The sequence below is a fragment of the Candidatus Eremiobacteraceae bacterium genome, from assembly GCA_035710745.1.
Lineage (GTDB): Bacteria > Vulcanimicrobiota > Vulcanimicrobiia > Eremiobacterales > Eremiobacteraceae > JANWLL01.
This window is the reverse complement of the sequence record DASTCX010000007.1, coordinates 60,081-79,947: the sequence shown is the minus strand read 5'-3', so window position 1 is coordinate 79,947 and position 19,867 is coordinate 60,081. Positions and strand designations below refer to the sequence as shown.

Annotated in this window: 21 protein-coding genes; 9 read left to right on the top strand and 12 right to left on the bottom strand. The window is 64.8% G+C overall.

Annotated elements, in window-relative coordinates; translation table 11 throughout:
- Window positions 1–14 precede the first annotated feature (14 nt).
- Window positions 15–1,133, top strand: coding sequence for a hypothetical protein (locus VFO25_03655; GenBank protein ID HET9342002.1), 1,119 nt, complete (start codon window positions 15–17; stop codon window positions 1,131–1,133).
- Window positions 1,134–1,276: 143 nt separating this feature from the next.
- On the opposite strand, the gene VFO25_03650 is transcribed toward VFO25_03655, so the two are convergent.
- A complete protein-coding gene (locus VFO25_03650; protein ID HET9342001.1) occupies window positions 1,277–1,882 on the bottom strand; it encodes a hypothetical protein in 606 nt (201 codons plus the stop codon).
- A gap of 25 nt (window positions 1,883–1,907) precedes the next feature.
- Window positions 1,908–2,984: a GDSL-type esterase/lipase family protein gene (locus VFO25_03645; protein HET9342000.1), complete on the bottom strand. Its 1,077-nt coding sequence runs from the start codon at window positions 2,982–2,984 to the stop codon at window positions 1,908–1,910.
- Window positions 2,985–3,144: 160 nt separating this feature from the next.
- Here VFO25_03645 and VFO25_03640 point away from each other — a divergent pair, with 160 nt between their 5' ends.
- From VFO25_03640 to VFO25_03625, 4 genes are read left to right on the top strand one after another with little or no spacing between them, the layout of a single operon-like run.
- On the top strand, window positions 3,145–4,083 hold the full coding sequence (locus tag VFO25_03640) for a hypothetical protein (protein HET9341999.1): 939 nt from the start codon (window positions 3,145–3,147) through the stop codon (window positions 4,081–4,083).
- A gap of 19 nt (window positions 4,084–4,102) precedes the next feature.
- A complete protein-coding gene (locus VFO25_03635; protein HET9341998.1) occupies window positions 4,103–6,232 on the top strand; it encodes a 3'-5' exonuclease in 2,130 nt (709 codons plus the stop codon).
- A gap of 13 nt (window positions 6,233–6,245) precedes the next feature.
- Window positions 6,246–7,052 (top strand): O-methyltransferase, encoded by an 807-nt coding sequence (locus tag VFO25_03630; protein HET9341997.1) that lies wholly within the window; start codon window positions 6,246–6,248, stop codon window positions 7,050–7,052.
- Between the two features lie 9 nt (window positions 7,053–7,061).
- Window positions 7,062–8,093 carry a hypothetical protein gene (locus VFO25_03625; protein ID HET9341996.1) on the top strand — a complete coding sequence of 344 codons (1,032 nt, stop codon included), beginning with the start codon at window positions 7,062–7,064 and terminating at the stop codon, window positions 8,091–8,093.
- A 286-nt stretch (window positions 8,094–8,379) separates the two neighbouring features.
- Here VFO25_03625 and VFO25_03620 read toward each other — a convergent pair whose 3' ends face one another.
- Genes VFO25_03620 through VFO25_03595 form a run of 6 tightly spaced genes read right to left on the bottom strand, consistent with a single transcriptional unit; the run spans window position 8,380 to window position 13,591 of the window.
- A complete protein-coding gene (locus VFO25_03620; protein HET9341995.1) occupies window positions 8,380–8,823 on the bottom strand; it encodes a hypothetical protein in 444 nt (147 codons plus the stop codon).
- A gap of 17 nt (window positions 8,824–8,840) precedes the next feature.
- A complete protein-coding gene (locus VFO25_03615; GenBank protein HET9341994.1) occupies window positions 8,841–9,560 on the bottom strand; it encodes an ABC transporter ATP-binding protein in 720 nt (239 codons plus the stop codon).
- On the bottom strand, window positions 9,557–10,318 hold the full coding sequence (locus VFO25_03610; protein HET9341993.1) for an ABC transporter ATP-binding protein: 762 nt from the start codon (window positions 10,316–10,318) through the stop codon (window positions 9,557–9,559). Before VFO25_03610 ends, VFO25_03615 begins: the two co-directional genes overlap by 4 nt.
- Entirely contained in the window at window positions 10,318–11,400 is a 1,083-nt protein-coding gene (locus VFO25_03605) for a branched-chain amino acid ABC transporter permease (protein HET9341992.1), read from the bottom strand. The genes VFO25_03610 and VFO25_03605 overlap by 1 nt, the downstream gene beginning before the upstream one ends.
- Window position 11,401: 1 nt before the next feature.
- Window positions 11,402–12,322 (bottom strand): branched-chain amino acid ABC transporter permease, encoded by a 921-nt coding sequence (locus tag VFO25_03600; protein ID HET9341991.1) that lies wholly within the window; start codon window positions 12,320–12,322, stop codon window positions 11,402–11,404.
- 18 nt (window positions 12,323–12,340) lie between these two features.
- Window positions 12,341–13,591: a branched-chain amino acid ABC transporter substrate-binding protein gene (locus tag VFO25_03595; protein ID HET9341990.1), complete on the bottom strand. Its 1,251-nt coding sequence runs from the start codon at window positions 13,589–13,591 to the stop codon at window positions 12,341–12,343.
- A 101-nt stretch (window positions 13,592–13,692) separates the two neighbouring features.
- Here VFO25_03595 and VFO25_03590 point away from each other — a divergent pair, with 101 nt between their 5' ends.
- Genes VFO25_03590 through VFO25_03580 form a run of 3 tightly spaced genes read left to right on the top strand, consistent with a single transcriptional unit; the run spans window position 13,693 to window position 15,863 of the window.
- Window positions 13,693–14,463, top strand: a complete 771-nt coding sequence (locus VFO25_03590) for an NRDE family protein (protein HET9341989.1) — start codon at window positions 13,693–13,695, stop codon at window positions 14,461–14,463.
- A gap of 6 nt (window positions 14,464–14,469) precedes the next feature.
- Window positions 14,470–15,501, top strand: a complete 1,032-nt coding sequence (locus VFO25_03585; protein HET9341988.1) for a P-loop NTPase — start codon at window positions 14,470–14,472, stop codon at window positions 15,499–15,501.
- On the top strand, window positions 15,498–15,863 hold the full coding sequence (locus VFO25_03580; GenBank protein HET9341987.1) for a hypothetical protein: 366 nt from the start codon (window positions 15,498–15,500) through the stop codon (window positions 15,861–15,863). Before VFO25_03585 ends, VFO25_03580 begins: the two co-directional genes overlap by 4 nt.
- 253 nt (window positions 15,864–16,116) lie before the next feature.
- On the opposite strand, the gene VFO25_03575 is transcribed toward VFO25_03580, so the two are convergent.
- The 4 genes from VFO25_03575 to VFO25_03560 form a co-directional block, all read right to left on the bottom strand.
- Complete coding sequence (locus tag VFO25_03575) at window positions 16,117–16,614, bottom strand: hypothetical protein (protein ID HET9341986.1); 498 nt, start codon at window positions 16,612–16,614, stop codon at window positions 16,117–16,119.
- A gap of 213 nt (window positions 16,615–16,827) precedes the next feature.
- Window positions 16,828–17,535, bottom strand: coding sequence for a hypothetical protein (locus VFO25_03570; protein ID HET9341985.1), 708 nt, complete (start codon window positions 17,533–17,535; stop codon window positions 16,828–16,830).
- Between the two features lie 14 nt (window positions 17,536–17,549).
- Window positions 17,550–18,098, bottom strand: a complete 549-nt coding sequence (locus tag VFO25_03565) for a TlpA disulfide reductase family protein (GenBank protein ID HET9341984.1) — start codon at window positions 18,096–18,098, stop codon at window positions 17,550–17,552.
- 36 nt (window positions 18,099–18,134) lie between these two features.
- Window positions 18,135–18,965: an SDR family oxidoreductase gene (locus VFO25_03560; protein HET9341983.1), complete on the bottom strand. Its 831-nt coding sequence runs from the start codon at window positions 18,963–18,965 to the stop codon at window positions 18,135–18,137.
- Here VFO25_03560 and VFO25_03555 point away from each other — a divergent pair.
- The gene (locus VFO25_03555; GenBank protein HET9341982.1) at window positions 18,958–19,866 is read left to right on the top strand and encodes a MoxR family ATPase; all 909 of its coding nucleotides are present in this window, start codon (window positions 18,958–18,960) and stop codon (window positions 19,864–19,866) included. The two genes, VFO25_03560 and VFO25_03555, sit on opposite strands and share 8 nt — an antisense overlap.
- Window position 19,867: the final 1 nt, after the last annotated feature.

The following is a 19,867-nucleotide window of genomic DNA, read 5'->3' as shown; positions in this document are numbered from 1 at the left end:
AACGTGGCCGCCACATGGCGATCCCCATCCCCGTCCGCCGCAGACTCGACCCGTCGATCTTCAACCTGCCGGTCGAGAAGATGCGCTCGGGCTATTATTCGGATACCTATTTCAACCGGGTCCGCGAGATCCTCGAACGCGACGGCAAGCATCCGCGCGTGCTCATGCAGGTCTTCAACAAGAAGGACGCCGTGCTGTGCGGCATCGATGAGGCCATCGCCATCCTGCGCCTGTGCAGCGGCCGCACCGCGAGAAATGGATCGTGGGAAGACGGTTGGCCGCAGCTCGACGTCCGCGCCCTCCACGACGGCGATCGCATAGCGCCGTACGAGACCATCCTGACGATCGAAGGCGACTACGCGCTCTTCTGCCATCTCGAGACCGATTATCTCGGCGTTCTTGCGAGGCGCACGAGAGTGGCTACGAACACGAGCGCCGTCGTCGCCGCCGCCAACGGGAAGAATGTCTTGTTCTTCCCAGCGCGCTTCGACCACCATCTCGTGCAGACCGGCGACGGCTATGCCGCCTACGTGAGCGGCGCGCTCGGCGTCAGCACCGACGCGCAGGCAGAATGGTGGGGCAGCAAAGGCATCGGCACGGTGCCGCACGGCCTCATCGCGGCGTACGGCGGCGACACCGTCCTCGCGGTGCAGAAATTCGCCGAGCACGTCGATCCTTCGATCAACGTCATCGCGCTCGTCGACTTCGACAACGATTGCGTCGCGACGTCGCTCGCCGTCGCCAAGAAGCTGGGCCGCAGATTGTGGGGCGTCAGGCTCGACACGTCGGAGACGCTCGTGGACAAGAGCCTCTGGAACGAGATGGGCACGTTCAACCCGACGGGTGTCAACGCCGAACTGGCCCTCAACGTGCGTGCAGCGCTCGATGCGGCGGGTTATCCGTGGGTGAAGATCATCGTGTCGGGGGGATTCACGGTCGAGAAGATCCGCGAATTCGAGCAGCGGCACATCCCGGTCGATGCCTACGCGGTGGGCTCGGCGCTCTTCGAAGGGCGTTTCGACTTCACGGCCGACATCGCGCTCGTCGAACGCGACGGCAAGATGGAAGAATGCCATAAGGTCGGCCGGCCGTACAATCCGAATCCGCGCGTCGAACGCGTGACCCTTCCCTAGCTCGACCGCCGCGATCGAGCGCAAAAATGGGAGCGGTCGAGATTCATCTCGACCGCCGCGGTCTCGCCATATGCCAGCTCGTCTCAGGTCGAGCTGAAGCTCGACCGCTACAGAGAACTAAGCTAGTAAGCTCGTCTGCGCGGTCACGGCAGTAGCGGGTTGTCGCCGGCGTAAAGGCCATCCGAGTTCGGCAGCCACGCCCACACGACGAACGCGCGCGTCGCCGGGTGCACGAACGCGAAGACGAGCTTCGCGTCCGCCGGCATCAATCCGCGCTTGACGATGTTCGCCGCCGTCGGCTCGTCGGTCGTCGGCCACTCAGCCTGCGCGTAATACGATTTTCCGTCGACGACGATGTTGTAATGCAAGTGGCGCGGTATGTCGAACCACGCGTCCTTCGGCACGTCGCCGAAGTCGGGGCTCGGTTTCGTGGCCGGCGTGAACTGGTACTCGACCGCGACAAGCCGACCGGCTTGGTCATAGATGAGCACCGTCGGATGGGCGAGGTCGACCGGATCGAAGCGGTCGTGATTCGTGAACATGACGCCGAAGTTCGCGACGTACGTCGTCGACTGCACGTAGTCGTCGCCGGTCGCCCAGAGCTGGAGCCGGTACTGTTCGGTCGCCGATCGGACTGCACGGGCGAGCGGCGAGTCGTAGCCGTCGTCGGCGCGGGCCGCGGTTCCGAACGAAGCTAATACGACGGCGCCGAGCAGCGCTGCGAACGCTACCCGAATGGTCTCGCGCATGACTTGCCTAGCGACGCCGGTCGGATCAGTATCGGACGTGGTGTAGCTTGACGTGGCGAAGCGTACTCAGCCCGCGATGGACGATCGCTTGCGAGAACTGGCAATTCCCGGCCGGCGGCGGTCCGCCGAAGTTCTTGATCGTGAGCGTGAACAGCTGCGCCAAGAGCGCGTAGCCGGCGTCGTCCGGATGAAAGCCGTCGATGTAGAAATTCGACGGGTCGTACGACCGCGGATCGCACTCGGTGTCGATCACCGGAATTCCGTTCGCGGCGAACTGATTGATGACGTTCGCGTCGATCCCGGTCGAGATCGCGTCGAGCAACGCCTCGAGGCCCGGCTGGCCGAGAGCGGGATCGTTCGGGCCGCAAAACGGCGGCGGATTGCCGGGGTCGGCGCCGATGCACACGCCGCGCGGGGTGAGACCGAAGTTCGGCAAGTTCGCGACGTAGATCCGGGCGAACGGGTGCGATTGATGGATCGCGCCGATCAGCGTCAGGTAGTCGTTCGCGAAGTTCGTGACGTCGGCCGTGATCATCGCCCGGATCTGCTGCTGATTGCACCCGTTGCAAGCGACGGCGACATGGGCGAGAATCGCCTCCGTGTCGTTGCCGCCGGCGAAGATCGTGACGAGGTCCTGATTGCCAGGGACTAGCGGCAACTCGTCGGAGAGGAAGTCGCCCGGAATGCAGACGTTCGCACCACTCGACGTGCAGTCTTCGAAGAGGAGCGGCTCCCATGTGTTCCCGAGCGTTCGCTCGGTCGGGCCGACGGCGGCGCCCGAGATCCCGAGATCGGTGAGCACGACGCTGCCGGTCGAAGAGGTCAGACGGCTTGCGATTCCTGGGATATAACCCCTGCCGCCCGGACAGTTCGGCGGCGACGGCATGAGTTCGGTGTCCGGTCCGATGATGACCGGCGCCGTCGCGCACGGAACAGTCGATCCGAAACCGACAGCGTCGCTCGCTCCGATCGCGGTATAGACGTACGTGTGCTGGATGGCGAGCGGATCCGAACCGGTCGCCTGCCCGAGCTGCGAGCATGACGCGAGCCCGACGACGACGCCGACGAGCGCTGCGATCGAGCCGAGACGACGGACTAACATGAGAGCACCTCTGACGCGTGCGAACCAGCGAACACTCCGAAGAGCGCGCGCGAGAACCGAAGGTTTTGTCCCGTTAGCGGGCCAACCCTGCCCGCGACAGCGCACAAGCGCCGGGTTACGAGCAAGCAGCCGCCGAGGTTGCGTTTCTAGAATCGACACGATGTTGAGACGGACGATCGCAGCCATCACGTGCGCCACCCTCGCGCTCTCGCTCACGGCGAGCGCGCTCGCCGCATCGAGCGGGTTTCTCCACGTGGGCGACGTCGTCAAGTATGGGCTGTCGATCGGCGTCAACGTGAACGTGGCACCCGCGCCGAACACGACGCAGCCGCCGGTCGCCGTCAAGACGAACGTCTACGGGACCGAGACGATCACCGGCCTGCGCGCGGATCCGGACGGGTCGGTGCACGCGAAAGTCGACGTCGCGCTCGATTCAGCCGGCACGTCGGGCACGACCATCGTCGACCGGTCGCTTCTCATGAAGATCGCGCCCGACGGCTCGGTCATCGGCGAGGGCGGCGAAGACGCGACGACGATGCAGTATATCCAGGCGCTCAGCGAAGCGTCGCGACCGTATCGCAATCGCTCGCTCTATGTCGGCGAGAAGTTCAGCCAGACGATGCAGCTTCCGGGCGTCGTGCCGATGACCGTCAACACGCAAGCGACCGTCGTCGGCGAAAAGACGTACCTCGGCTATCCGACGTACGCCATCCAGAGCACGGGCACCGGGAACTTCGATACGATGCTCGAGGGCATGCACGCGAAGGGCGTGTTCGACGTCGCCGGCACGACCTATTACGACCAGCGCGACCGGCTCCTCATCGGCCAAGCGATGCGGTCGAGCATCAACGCGCAGGTCGAGGGCGCGCAAGGCAATCGCATCACCGCGACTACGACCGTGTCGCTGTCGCTCGGATCGTACGTCCACGGAAAGCCGAAGCCGCCGCCCGTCAAGCGCGCAGCTCCAAGCCCAAGTCCGACGCCGACGCCGAGTCCATCGCCCTCGCCGACACCGACGCTCTCGCCGAGCCAATACTACACACCGACGCCGCCCGCTCCGACGCCGGCGCCCGTGTTCAGCCCCTACCCGCCGCGCTAGGGCATCGCGTATCGCAACCGTGGAAGACACGCGCGCGCTGCTCTTCGGGCACGGTGCGGGCGAAGGCATCGTCGCGGTCGAGCCGTATCCGACCGCCGGTACCGCCACCGTCTATCGCCGCACGGCGGATGGCATCGTGCGCGACGTCGTGCCATTGCGCGCCTGGCTCGTCGCACGAAAGCGGCTCGACGGAACGACTGAGCTCGCAGGCCGACATCCGCTGCGGCACCTGCTCGCGACGAACGACGGCCGTCAAGTCCGCGAGTGGTCGCAGACGCTCGCGAGCGATCAGCGGATAACGTACCTCGATCCCGTCACGGCACATCTCGTCGCAAGCGGCGATACGTTTTATCGCGGGCTGCGCTTCGACCAGCTCCGCCGGCTCCAGTTCGACCTCGAGACCCTCGATGTCTACCCGGATCGCGACGAAGCGGCGATCTGCCTCATCGCCGTTCGCGATGATGACGGCTTCGAACGCGTCCTCGCGCTCGACGACTTCCCGAGCGAGGCGGCGATGATCGCGGAGTTCGCGCGGGTCGTGCGCGAGCGGGACCCCGACGTCATCGAAGGCCACAACGTCTTCAACTTCGACCTGTGGTATCTGTACGAACGCGCGCGACGTTTCGGCGTGCCCCTCGTCATCGGGCGCGACGGCCGAACGCCGCTCTGGCTCGACGAGTCGATCCGCCGTTCGGTCCCGGCCGGCATGTCGTGCAAGTACTATCGCATCGAGGGGCGCCAGATCGTCGACACGTTCTTGGGCGTCATGCGTTGGGATGTCGGACGCAAGCTGCCCAACTACAAGCTGAAGCAGGTCGTCCGCCACCTCGGCATCGGCGACGAGTCGCGCGCGATGGTCGACGCGGCGAATATGCGGGCGCTGTGGAACGATCCGCAGCAGCGTGCGCAGCTCAAGGCGTACTGCCTCGACGACACGCGCGACACCGCGCGACTATCTTCGCTCGTCACGCCTAACGAGTTCTACCAAGTCCAGATGGTGCCGGAGTCGCTGCAAGGACTCGCATTCGTCGGGATCGGCAGCCGGATCGAGCGGCTCTTGGTCCGCGCGTATCTCCGTGCGAATCATTCGATCCCGCGCCCGCGACCGACGGCGCCGACCGAAGGCGGCTTCACTGCCGCTTTCGCGACCGGCGTCTTCCGTGAGGTCGCCAAATGCGATGTCGAAAGCCTTTACCCGTCGCTCATGATCGCCCGCGGCATCAAGCCGGAGGACGACGACCTGGACGTCTTCTTGCCGATGCTCGGCGAACTGCGAAGCCGCCGCGTCGGTGTGAAGCGCGCGTCGGCCGCGGCGCTCGCGGAAGAGCGAGCCGATGACCACCGCGCGGCCGACGGTCTCCAAAACGCCCTCAAGATACTCGTCAACTCGTTTTACGGCTTTCTCGGCACGAACGGCCTCCACTTCAACGATCCGGCAGCGGCCGGTCGCGTCACGGAAGCGGGGCGTACCGTCATGATGCGCATCGTCGACGAATTGCGCGCGGCGGGTGCGACCGTCATCGAAGCGGATACCGACGGGGCGTACTTCGTCGCGCCGAACGGCACCGATCCTGAAGCGCTTGTCGCTCGCGTCGGCGCGACGCTCGGCGACGGACTCAATCTCGTCTTCGAGGAGCGCTATAGCGCGATGCTGTCGCTCAAAGCGAAGAATTACGCGCTCGCGCGAACGGACGGCACGCTCGTCATGCGCGGGTCGGCCCTGCGCTCCGCTCGCGACGAACCGTTCGGCCGTGCCCTCATGCGCGAGATCGTGTCGGCGCTCTTCGCCGGACAGCCGGAATCGATCGAACGCATCGTCGAGTCGACGATCGCAGCCGTACGCGGCGGATCGATGGGCGTCGACGAGTTCGCGCGGCGCGAGTCGGTCACGTCGAAGACGTTCAACGCGTCCGGGAATCGACGGCTCGCCCAGGCGCTCGCGCGACGGGGGGTCGCGATCGGCGACAAGGTCCGGATCTATCAGCGCAGCGACGGCGAACTGACGCTCGCCGAGGAATACGCCGACGACGAGGATCGCGAGTATCTCCTCAGACGCATCGACGATTTCGTCGCTCGTTTCGGCGAGATCGTCCCGATCGAAGCTCGGCGGGCGGCGAGCAAGGATCGAGACCAGCTCTCTCTTCTATAGAAAGGCGTCATCCATGAGCGATGCCGTCCGCGATGCCGGACACGAGCTCGCCAATCAGCTGTCGACCGTGCTCGCGCTCGCAGATCTCGAGCGCAGGCGCGCGGAGCGGGGCGGCAAGGAGACCGAGGCGTTCGCGACGATCGCCGATTGCGTGCGAAAGGCGGCGTCGAGCGCCGCCGTCCTCTCGGCGGGGTCGCGCGATCTACGATACCTGCGCGCCGTGAACGGCGATCCGGACCCATTGCTCAAAGAGCTCGAAGATCTGTGCGCGCGCGACGGCATACCGCTCATCGATCCGGATACTGCCCGCTTTGTGTCGGTGACGGTGAGCGCGATGCTCGCGAGCAGCATCCTCGAGCTCGGCACCGCTTACGGATATTCAGCGCTGACCATGGCACGTGCGCAACCGGAGGCCGGCCGTATCTGGACGATCGACCCCGACACGGAGCGCACGGCGATCGCGCGGTCCTTCTTCGAGCGCGCCGGAGTCGCCGGCCGCATCGAGATCATCGAGCAGCCTGCGCTCGACGTGCTTCCGAAGCTCGCGCAGCGCCAGTACGACATCGTGTTCATCGACGCGCTCAAGGAGGAGTACCTCGACTACTTGCGACTGACCCTCCCGCACCTGAAGCGCTGCGGCCTCGTCATCGTCGACAACCTGCTCTGGCATCACCGCGTCGCCGTGCCGGAGGCGGACACCGATGAAGAGTCGACGAAGTCGATCCGCCGCTTCAATAGGGCGTTCTTGTCGCATCCCGATCTCAACGCCGCCATTTTGCCTATCGGCGACGGCGTCGGGATCGGCGCGAAAACGAGGTGACCGGAAGCCATGATCGACGTGCGCCGCTTCATCCCCGCAGCAGCCGCGCTTGCGCTTTTCGGTGCGGCGCCGGATGCGACTCCCATACCGTCGCCGACGGCGACCGTACCGCCTGGCGCCGGTGCGCTCATCGCATCGCCGCCGGTCATCGTGCCGCGCTCGCCGGGTTATTTCGACTACATGACGGTCGACGGCGACTACCGCCGTCTGCTCGTCGCCCACGCGGACAGCGATCAGCTCGCGATCATCGACGTCGACGCCGGCACGGTGATACAAGCCGTCGATCTGGGCAATAACACGGGCGGAGCGGGCGTCGCTGTCGACACGCGCGACGGCAAGTATTTCGTCGGCACCGCGGCCAACCGCGTCGTCGACATCAACCGCAAGAACATGGTGCTCCAGCAGTACATCACCCTGCCGGGCCCGGTCGACGCGATCGCGCTCGACACCAAAAGCGACACGCTCTACGCCGACGAGGACCACGGATCGCATGTCTGGGCGATCGACGCCAAGCACGACAAGCTCGTGGCTTCGATAGGGCTTCCCGGCGATCCCGAGTACGTCGACTACGATCCCGTCTCGAATCGCATCTACCAGAACATCAAACCGGCCCCGTCGCTCGTGGTCGCTATCGACCCCGGCTCGAACACGATCGCCGCGCAATGGCCGGTAGCGCCGGCGGTGAGTCTCCACGGGCTCGCGATCGACAGCGCGAGCGGCCGCGTCTTCAGCGTCGGGCTGAACGGCAAGCTCGCCGTCATCGACGTGAAGACCGGCGCGATCGTCACGGCAGTCGATGTCGCCGGCCGCGTCGACCAGATCGCGTTCGACCCGGCGACGAAGCGCGTCTACTGCCCGAGCGGATCGGGCGTGCTCACAGTGGTCCAGGAGACGGCAGCGGGAGCGTCCGTGCTCGACACGATCACGGTGCCGCGCGGCACGCACTCGTTGGCCGTCGACCCGAAGACGCACAACGTGTGGATTTCGTACGGGGCGCCCGACGGCGACTACGTCGAAAAACTGACCCCGACAAATATGTAAAAACCTGGGAGCGGTCTCGCGATGTCGGGTAGGGGAGCGGTCGAGATTTATCTCGACCGCCAGGGTCTCGCGATGTAGGATACGGGAGCGGTCGAGATTTATCTCGACCGCCGCGGATCTTGCAAATAGCAAGCGACGACAATGTGCCGAATTTTGGGTCGAGGGCGATATCGATCGACGCACCGCTCCACAAGGCCGCGGCGGTCGAGATAAATCTCGACCGCTCCCAAATCGCTATGGCGAAACCACGTCGGTCGAGCTGAAGGTCGACCGCTCCACTGAAGAGTTAAAGTCCGGCGCGGTCGATGGCTTCGATCACAGCGGGGTCTTGGGTGCGCGCCCACTTCCCGCTAGGGTCGCGTACGTAGACGACGATCGCGCTGCTCGAAGAGTTCGAGGTGCTCGTCATCGGCATCTTGATGACGGCGAGATCGAAGTTCGACTGCTGGAGCGATCCCTTGACGCCGTCGAAGACGTTCGAGGCGAGGCCGTTGGGGTCGCCCCCGCGCGGCATCTGCCCAAGCGTCACCACGAGAACATTTTTCTTGAGCGCAGGCACGTACGCTTTGTCGATCCGCTCGATGCCGAGATACGGCGTGGCCGGCGCTGCTGGCGACGGTGTGGCAGTGGCGGAACCGGTCGATCCGGCAGATCCGTGCGACGAACAGCCGCAAACCGTCAACAGAAAGATGATCGCCGAAAGCGAGCCGATCGAGCGAGACGCGATCACAGTCGAAGATATCACAGTCAATCCTCGCCGAGGTATGCTTTGCGGACGCCGTCATCGGAGAGCAGCGCCGACGCGGTGCCATGCTTCACGATCGTTCCTGTTTCGAGGACGTAGCCGCGCGTCGCTACTTGGAGCGCCTTACGCGCGTTCTGCTCGATGAGAAGTATCGGCACGCCGCGCTTGTTTATGTCCTGGATCACCGAGAAGATCGTGTCGACGAAGATCGGCGACAGACCCATCGACGGCTCGTCGAGCAGCAGTACCTTGGGATGGCTCATGAGCGCGCGCGCGATCGCAAGCATCTGTTGCTCGCCGCCTGAGAGCGTGCCGCCGCGCTGGACCAGACGCTCCTTCAAGCGCGGGAAGAGCGCGAGCACGTCGTCCAGGTCCTTGCGGATGCCGGCGGCATCGTTGCGGGCGAAAGCGCCGAGCTCCAAGTTCTCTTGCACGGTCATGCGCGGGAATATGCGCCGCCCTTCGGGCGAGTGGATGACGCCGAGCCGCACGATGCCGTCGGGCGTGACCGACGTGAGATCGGTGCCGCGGAACGTGATCGATCCGCGAGCCGGTCGCAGCAGCCCCGAGATCGTCCGCAGCGTCGTCGTCTTGCCGGCGCCGTTGCCGCCGATGAGCGCGACGATCTCGCCTTCACCGACCTCGATGCTGATGCCGTGGAGCGCTTGGATGCGGCCGTAGTACGTCTCGACGCCGTGGACCGACAGAACCGCCGCGCTCATGCGCCCTTCCCCAGGTACGCTTCGATGACCCGATGGTCGTGCCGCACCTGCTCGGGCTTACCGTGTGCGATCTCCTCGCCGTAGTCCAAGACGTGGACGTAGTCCGAGATGCCCATGACGAGCTTCATGTCGTGCTCGATGAGCAGCACGGTCACTCCGCGCGCACGGATAGACTGGACGAGCTTCATGAGGTCGGCCTTCTCGGCCGGATTCGTACCCGCCGCGGGCTCGTCGAGGAGCAGCAGCTTCGGCTCCGATGCGAGCGCGCGCGCGATCTCGAGCCGCCGCTGCATGCCGTACGGCAAATTGCGCGCCCAATCCGTCGAATAGCGCGCGATGCCGAACCACTCCAATAGCTCCATAGCTCGCTTGCGCGAGTCGCCCTCTTCGCGTTGCTGGAACGGCGAGTGGACCGCATCGCCCCACGGTGTCGCGCGCATGCGAACGTGGCGGCCGACGAGGACGTTCTCCAAGACCGTCATGTACGCGAAGAGCCGGATGTTCTGAAACGTCCGCGTGATGCCGGCCTCGGCGACCGCGTTCGGTTTCGAACCGGCGATCTCGCGGGCGTCGAACGCGATGGAACCGGACGTCGGCTGATAGATGCCGGTTATGAGGTTGAAGACCGTCGACTTGCCGGCGCCGTTCGGGCCGATGAGGCTGATGATCGACCCTTCTTCGACGTCGAAGGTCAAGTTCTTGACGGCGGCAAGGCCGCCGAACGATTTCGAAAGCTCGCGCAGCGACAGCAGCGCCATCAGCCCGTCGCCTCTTTTTCGGCGTGCAGCTCGGCGCGCACGGTCGCGCTCGGGATCAACCCCTCGGGCCGGAACAGCATGACGAGCACGAGGATGAGTCCGAACAACATGAAGTGGTAGTTCGTCAGGTCGACGTTCTGCAGCGCGACGATGCCGAACTTATAGCCGATCGCATGCGCCCAGTTCGACGCCTGCGGCAGGACGAGGAAGTTGAGCATCGCGATGATGGAGCCGCCGACGAGGACGCCGACGAGGTTGCCGATGCCGCCGAGGACGATCGCGAGCAGGATCATGACGGACACCTGGAACTGGAAGTCGTCGGGGCTGATCGTCGTCACCTTCGACGCATAGATGGTCCCGGCGATGCCGGCGAACGCCGAACCGATGGAAAAGGCCAGCAGCTTGACCCCCGTCGTGTTGATGCCCATGTGCTCCGCTGCGAGCTCGTCCTCACGGATCGCCATCCACGCGCGCCCGAGCCGCGAGTGGCGCAGGTTGTTCAAGAGGATGAGGCAGATGACGATGACGACGAAATACAGATAGTAGTAGGGCGTCGGATTGAAACCGAACTGATAGCTGCCGATGCTCGGCTGATCGATCGCGACGATGCCGTTCGGGCCGTTCGTGAACTTGTCGAGGTTGCGGAGCAGCTGCGGCACGATCTCGCCGAAGCCGAGCGTCACGATTGCGAGGTAGTCGCCGCGCAGCCGCAGCGTCGGCGCGCCGAGGATGACGCCGAACGCCGCCGCGACGAGCGCGCTGACGATGAGCATGAGCCAGAAGTTGTAGTGCAGGTTGAACTGCGGCGACGCGAGCATCGCGTACGTATAAGCGCCGATCGCGAAAAACGCGGCGTACCCGAGGACGAGCAGGCCGGTGTACCCGACGACGATGTTGAGACCGAACGCGAGCAGCAGCACGTAACCAGCGTCGGCGAAGGCGGAGATGTGCGAGCTGTTCTGATCGATGAGCGGCAGCAGCAGGAGCACGATGCCGATGACCGCGCCGACGATGAGCTGGTCGAGCCGGTAGCGGCCGAGACCGAACGGCAATCCTTGGAAGCGCCGCGCCAAGACGCCCACGCTACACCTTTTCCGCCAGGTGCTGGCCGAGAAGACCGCTCGGCCTGAAGACCAAGATGAGGATGAGGATCGAGAAGACGACGACTTCGGTCCACTGATTGCCCAAGAACTGCGCCGTCAGCGCTTCGACGATGCCGATGACGAAGCCGCCGAGCATCGCGCCCGTGATGTTGCCGATGCCGCCGAGCACCGCCGCGGTGAAGGCTTTGAGCCCGGCTTGATAACCGTTGAGGAAGAACGTGGTACCGTAGTAGATGCCCGAGACGAATCCGGCGACGCCCGCGAGCGCCGAACCGATGAAGAACGTCCACGCGATCGTCGAGTTGATATTGATGCCCATGAGCTGCGCGGCGTCGCGGTCTTGCGCCGTCGCGCGCATCGCCTTGCCGAGCTTCGTCCGGTAGACGAAGTAGTTGAGCAGGAGCATGCACGCGACGCTGACGGTGACGACGAGGATCTCGTTGTCGTTGAAGATGACGCCGCCGAGCGAATGCTCGGTGTTGGGCAGGAACTGCGGGAAGGGCACGGGCGACGTCCCTTTCCAAAGCTGCATGACGTTCTCGAGGATGAGCGACACGCCGATCGCGGTGATGAGAGGTGCGAGCCGCGGCGCGTTGCGCAAGCGGCGATACGCGAGCCGCTCGATGAGCACGCCGGTGATCCCGCAGAGCAACGCGGCGAGGATGATGACGCCGATCGCGATGAGGACGAGAAGCGGCCCGCTCGTCACGCCGGCGATCGGGAGCAGCGCGAGAATGGAGAGCGAAAAAAAAGAGCCTAGCGTGTAGACATCACCGTGCGCGAAATTGATGAGCTCGATGATGCCGTACACCATCGTGTAGCCCAACGCGATGAGGGCGTACATGCCGCCCGTCGCCACGCCGTTGATCAACTGCTGGGCGAGCGTGTGGATGTCGAACAACGCGCTGCCGCCCGCGCTCTACGTTCCGAACTTGACTTGCGTCAAGAAGTTCCAGACGTCAGCTTTCGCCTCGTAGACCGAGATGATCTTCGTCGTCGGATCGCCGTACTGGTCGAAGTTGAACGAACCGATGATCGTGTCGAACTTCGGCGCCTTGCGGATCTGGTCGAGCACGTCGGCACGCGAAGGCATCTTGCCGCCGTTCGCCTTGACGGCCGCGGCCGCAGCCTTGATGATGACCATCGCAGCGACGTAACCTGACGCCGAATACGACCCGACGGGGACATGATACGTGTCTTGATATTCCTTGAGGAACGATTGCGCTGCCGGGAGTTTTGCGGCGTTGACGCTCGCGACGGTCGCGTAGACGTCGTTCGCCATCGAACCGGCGATCTTGAGGAATTCATCGTTGCGGATGCCGTCGCCGCCGAACATCGTGACGTTGGCGAGCGGTGAGCCGTTCATCTGCTTGCGGAGCTGATCGCCGCCGGTCGCGCTCGTGCCGCCGTAGAACACGACGTCGGGATTCGCGGCCGCGGCGTCCGTGAGCAGCGCGTGGAAATCGGTCTGCCCGGGCGTGAGGTGCTGATGCGAGACGACGGTCCCGCCGTCGGCGGTAAAGCGCGCCGCCCACTGGTCGGCGATGCCTTTTCCGTACGTCTCGTTGTCGTCGACGACGTACGCGCGTTTGAGGTGAAGCGTCTTCGCCGCGTAGTCGGCGCCGACCGGACCTTGCACGTCATCGGTCGCGCAGACGCGGAAGAACGTGATCTGATCGGGATTCTGGCGGCGCAGCTCGACCGCTTGCGGACCTTTTGTGAGCGTCGGGTTCGTCGTCGAGGGAGCGACGAGGGCGATGCCGAGCGCGTTCGACGTCGGGATCTCCGCTTGCGCGACGTTGCTGTTGAAGGGTCCGACGATGCCGACGACGGCGGGATCCGATGCGAGCGCCTGGACGTTTTTCTGACCTTGCGGCGGATTGTGGACGCCGCTGACGGCGTCATCGAGCGAATCCGCTTGCAGCGTGAATCCCGGGATCATCTTCTGCTCGTTCGCGACCTTGACCGCGAGCTGCACGCCGTTCTGCGTGGGGATACCATCCGACGCGTCGGCGCCGGAGACCGGAAGATCCGATCCGATCTTGATGACGTTGCCCGACGCCGGTCCGGTGCCGCCGCCGCCCGAGCCCGTGCATCCGCTCAACAGGATTGAGAACGTCGACGCGACGGCTATGCTAGACGCGAGACGCGCCCATATCGGCCTCTGCATTAGGTATGATCTCCGAGGTTTTCGAGGAGTGAAATACGAATCGCACGGCTGGCTTCGCGGCGCGGGATACCGCTCCTCTCGGCGGGCTCTCCCCATCAAACATGTGTACCCTACTCCTCTGGAAGCATCGGCATCATCGCTTCGGCCTCATCGCCGCCGCGAATCGTGACGAGTTCCTTGCACGCCCTGCCACAACACCGACATCGCTTTGCGCCGATCCCCTCGTCGTCGGCGGGCGCGACGTGACGGCCGGCGGCACGTGGTTCGCGATCAACGCAAACGGTATCGTCACCGCGCTGACCAACAGACGCGGCGCCGGCGTGCACGACCCATCGAAGCGATCGCGCGGTGTGCTCGTTCTCGAGATCGCACGCAGCCGATCGATCGCGGAAGCCGCCAGGACCGCCGAGCGCATCGACGCAGCTGAGTTCAATCCGTTCGTGTTGTTCGCCGGGGATGCAGACGAAGCGTTCGCGCTGCACGGCGGCGATGATGGATCGCGGCTCGTGCGCATCGACGACGGCGCACACGCGATCACGAACTGGGATCTCGACGCGCCGTCGCCGCCAAAAGCTGCGTTCGCATTGAGTAAAGCTCGCGCGTTTTCGATCGACGCCGAGGAAGACGCCGACGTTCTCGCGGCGCGGTTGCATGCGTCGCTGTCCGATCACGGATCCGGCGCCGATGATGCGCTCTGCGTTCACCGGCCTCAGACGGGTTACGGCACGAGGTCGACGAGCATCGCGCTCGTCGGGTTCGAGCGGAGCGATACGCGGCTCTACCACGCTGAAGGTCCTGCCTGCGCTTCGACGTTGGTCGACGTCACTTGGTTGCTCCGCGATGAACCTGCACCGCGACCGTCGAACGTCTGACAGACGATGATCTCGGCAGACACGCTAATCAGTGAAATCGTCACCGCCCACCCCGGAGCCGATAAGGTGTTCGGCGCGCACGGCCTGCCGTGCGCGGGCTGTCACGTGTCGACGCGCGAGACCGTTCGAGGTGGCGCAGCCGTTCACAGTCTCGATCTCGACAGACTCATCGACGATCTTCGCCGTTTCGTCGCAGACGGAACCGTGCCGCCGCCTCGGCCGAAACCCGGCCCGTCGGGCAAGACCCCGCCGATGGACCGTCAGAAAAAACCAGGCATCGAAAACGTCGTCGCCATCATGTCGGGCAAAGGCGGCGTCGGCAAGTCGCTCGTCACGGCGCTTCTGGCCGTCGCGCTTCGGCGTCGCGGACACAGCGTCGGTATCCTCGACGCCGACATAACCGGCCCGAGCATGGCGCGCCTTTTCGGCGTCACGCAACGGCCATTCGCTGGACCCGACAACAAGCCGCATCCGCCGACGTCGGCGAGCGGCATCTCGATCATGTCGATGAACCTCATCCTCGACGATGAAGCGCAGGCGGTCATCTGGCGCGGACCGATGGTGTCCGGCGCGATCCGCCAGTTCTTCACCGACCTCGAATGGGGGAAGATAGATTACCTTCTCGTCGACCTGCCGCCGGGAACATCGGACGCGCCGCTCACCGTGCTTCAGGCGCTTCCCGTGTCGGGCGTCGTCCTAGTCAGCACGCCGCAAGGGCTGGCGACCATGATCGTCAGCAAAGCGGTGAAGCTCGTCCAACAGCTGCACGCGCCGATCATCGGGCTCGTCGAGAACATGTCGTACTTCACCGACGCGCAGACCGGCAAGCGCTACGAGCTGTTCGGGGAGAGCAAGGGCGTACGGCTCGTCGTCGAAAGCGGCGCGCCGCTTTTGGCGCAGCTTCCGATCGACCCGGCGCTGACGCAGCTGTGCGACGAGGGCCGCATCGAGGAGTACGAGTCAGCCGACTTCGACATCTTGGCAGCGAACTTCGTCAAGATCCTACCGACGCTCGAGGTCGCGCCGTCGACTTCGTGATCCGAAGATTCGCGCTGAAGGCTACCGGTCTGGCGGTGCTGATCGCGCTTTCGGCAGCGTGCGCGCCGTCGCTCCGCGCCCCCGCGGGCCATCAATGGGGACTGCCGGTGTATCCTGGGGCGGTCGTCACCGGCAAATCGTCTTCGAAAGCGTCGTTCGTCTTGTATCGCACGGATGATCCGGTCGAAACGGTCGACGCTTGGTACGCAGCCGAACTACCGAAGAGCGCCTCTCATGCGTACGACGCCGCACACGATCGCTCGACCTTCGCCCTTTTCGATCCGCACAGCCGCCGCACGGTCCATATCGAACGCGAAGGCTCTTCCACGGCGATCCTGCTGACCGACCTCTCAAATCCGTGACGCTGAATCCGTAGCGGTCGAGCTTTAGCTCGACCGGCGACGACCTTGCGAGAAAGGCCGCGCCGCGAGCGTGTCGCTCTAGAGCGGGTGTTCTGAGGCGGCGAAAGCCGCCGAAGACAGCGGCGGAAAGCAAGTATTTCCCGAATCGCCGCGTGCCCGCGAGAGCGACACGCTCGCGGCGCGGGGTCTGCTCTTAAAGGCCGCGGCGGTCGAGATAAATCTCGACCGCTCCCTTAGAGAGCGACAGCGCTTTCTATTTGACGATGATGATCGTGCGCATGTTGTCGCTGATATAATGATACGCACAGCCGAAGATGTAGACGCCGGGAACGTCGGCCTTGTACTTACGAGATAGGCTTCCCGCATCGATGTTGCCGGCGGTGAAACCCGGCGTCGATATGTCCATGCCGACGGGCGATGACGTCGCCGCTGCGTTCGGCTGTGCCGTCGGATAAGCTCCCGTCCAGCCGCCCAGGTCCGCGGCGGTGTGCGGTTGGATGTCGAGGTTCATGAACTGGATGTCGTCCGTGCTCGATGCCGTGACGCTGATGACTTGCGACGCCGTGACCGTCGAACCGGTGAAGTATCCTTTGACCGCTAGATACTTCGGGTCCGTGCACGCGTTCTGCACCGGGTTCGTCAGATTGACGCCGATCGTCTCGACGCTTGCCGGCGCCATGACGGCGATGCAGTTCTGGACGACGGCCGCTGCCTTCGGGAGCGGCGTACCGCCGGCGCAAGCGGCAAGCATGCAAGTCGCTATCGTCGCCGCAGCTGCTAGTGCATAGGCGCACCGCGATCCGCGAGATGCCGCGATGTACATTCGGTATGGCCTCCAATGACGGTGCGCTGAAGGCGCCGGCGGCGACGACAGGGCGTCACGTCGCACCGGCGCCGGACTCGATGGTAGGTCAACGGGCTGAAATGCGCGTGAAGGCGCGCGGGCGTCGCGCGATGCGGGCCGCTAGGGGCAGCCGATGACGTTGATGACGCCGCGCATCGAAGGCGAGCTGTCGTAGTTCTGAAAATCGCCGATGAGCCACGTGCCGTCTTGTCCGCCGGTCGAGTAGACGAGCGATAAACCAGGACCGCGCGTGGTCGATAGCGCGGTGACGTATCCCGTCGAGAACACAAAGCCCGGGAAGGAGATCGGCGTCAAGACCGGGCTCGGATTCGTACCGTTCGGATTGTTGTAGCCCACGGGGAACTGCGGCGGGAATCCGCCGGGGTTCGCCGGCGTGAGCACCGATGCCGTGAGCGGCTGCGTCGAGTCGAAGTTCTCGAACTGGATGTTCGAGTTACACGGTACGGTGATGATGCTCGACGGGCCTGGTGTCTGCGTCGGGGTCGGGCTCGGTTTTGGCGAAGGAGTCGGCGTTGGGCTGCTCACAGGCGTCGGCGGCGGCGAGACAAGGGCGTAGCCGTCGATAAATCCGTACGTCGGATCCATCGTCGGCTGCATGCTCGCATAGGCCATCGAGACGAAGACGTTTGCGGTCGGCGTCGGAGACGGCGTCGGCGTCGGCGAACCGCTCGCCATCGGCGACGGCTTTCCGACCGGCGAGACCGCAGAAGATCCGTGAGAGCACCCGCCCGTGCCGACGACGGACGCCGCGAAAGTCGCGCAAGCGATGAGCGCGATCGAGCGCAGTTTGCGTACCGAGTCGGACATCGAGGCGATTCCTTTCACGAGGTCTTACCTGCGCCGCGCGCGAGCAGTGCCCGCGCTTTTGCGCTCATCACGTCGTACGTCATCTCGCCGTCGACCGCGTCGCGGATGACGCCGTCGCGATCGACGAAGAACGAGCTCGGCAATCCGATGAGGTGCAGGTCGGTCCCGAGCTGTTGGCTATCGTCGATGCCCACCGCGAACGTCACGCCGAAGCGTTTGAGATACGACCGCACGATCGCGGGATCTTCGCGCTGGTCGATCGCGACGACCGTCAGTCCGGCCTGCTCCTTTGAGAGCCGCTCGAGCGCGGGCATCTCGCGCCGGCACGGGCCGCACCATGTCGCCCAAAGATTCACGAGCACCGGTCGCCCCTTGTAGGCCGCCAGGTCGATCCGTCCGCCCTCGACGTTAGAAACGACGGCTTCCGGCAAGGCGGTTCCCACGACCTGTCCGGCCGGTCCCGCATATGTATGAAGGGCTTGGTCGAAGTCGCTCGGGACATACATGGCTGTAAGAACGACGACGGCGACCACGACGAGGCCGCCGACGAGCCAACGGTACACGAACGCTTTTTGGCGGGCCCGGGACGGCCGACCTGCTCAGAAGGTCGTGCGCGTGAGACCGCCGTCGATGACAATCGTCTGACCTGTCACGTAACTCGCCGTGGTGCCGGCTAAGAAAACCGCCATCGCTGCGAACTCGTCGGGCGTGCCGAGGCGCTGCATCGGGATCTGCTGGGCCGCCTTTTCTATCGACGCCTCATCGCCGTAGAGATCGATGATCCGCTGCGTCATGATGCGTCCCGGGCAGACGTTGTTGACGGTGATCCCGTCCGTGGCGACCTCGCGCGCGATCGTCCGGGCAAGGCCGATGACCGCAAGGCGCACGCTGTTGCTGAGGATGAGTCCGTCGATGGGCTCTTTCACGCTCGAACTGACGACGTTGATGACGCGTCCGCGGCCGCTCTTCCTTAGATATGGAAGGGCGGAGCGTACGAGCCGCACGACGGACATGAGCGTCACGTCGACCGTGGCGGTCCATTGTGGATCGCCGATGTCCGAAAAGCCGCCCGCCGGAGGGCCACCGGCGTTCGTCACGAGGACGTCAAGACCGCCGAAACGCGAGACGACCTGATCGACGAGCCGCTGCGGATCGCCGTCCTTGCCGACGTCGGCGGCGAACGCAGCGCACTCGGCGCCTGTTTCGCGCGCTATCTCCGCAGCCGCTTTGTCCGCAGCGGACTGCGTGCGTCCGCTCACCGCGACGCGCGCCCCTTCGGCGGCGAGCCCACGCGCGATCGCGTATCCGAGCCCACGCGTCGACGCGGAGACGAGCGCGCTCGAGCCCGCGAGTCCGATGTCCATCGTCGCGTGTTGCACGGCGGAGGCTGTGGTCCCCGCCCGCGCGAAAACCGACGGAGTTTTGAGCACCGCACGAAGCATCGAAGACGTCGAGAAACTCCTAGCCGACCAGCGCTATGTCGCCGACCGCGACCTCGCGGTGACGATCTTCCTCGCGCTCGCACTCGAGAAGCCGCTGTTCTTGGAAGGCGAAGCCGGCGTCGGGAAAACGGAAGTCGCCAAGGTGCTCGCGGCCGGTCTCCGCCGGCGCCTCATCCGTCTGCAGTGCTACGAAGGCCTCGACGTCGGCCACGCGCTCTACGAGTGGAACTACGCTAGGCAGATCCTCCATATACGACTTGCCGAAAGCCGCGCGAAAGCGGACGACGGCGCCGACGTCGAGCGCGAGATATTCAGCCCGTCGTTCCTCATCAAGCGGCCGCTGCTTCAAGCGATCGAAGACGACGAAGGCGAGCCGCCCGTCCTGCTCATCGACGAGATCGACCGAGCGGACGAAGAGTTCGAAGCGTTCCTGCTCGAGATACTTTCCGACTTCCAGGTGACGGTTCCGGAGATCGGCACGTTTTCCGCAAAGAGGCGGCCGATCGTCGTCCTGACGAGCAACCGTACGCGCGAGGTGCACGACGCGTTGAAGCGGCGTTGCCTCTACTATTGGATAGACTACCCGAACGTCGAGCGCGAAGCGTCGATCGTGACGTCGAAGGTCCCGGGCGTCGACGCGCGGCTCGCGCACGAGGCGAGCGCGTACGTGGCTGCGCTGCGGTCCGAGCCGTTCTTCAAAGTCCCCGGCATCGCCGAGACCATCGACTGGGCGGCGGCGCTCGTCGCACTGGGAAAGACATCGCTCGACGAGCACACGGTCGCCGAGACGATCGGCTGCGTGCTCAAGTATCAAGAGGACGTGCGGCGCGCTCGCGACACGAACGCGACAGCGCGCTTCGAACAAAGCCGACGCGCGGCGCGGGCCTGAC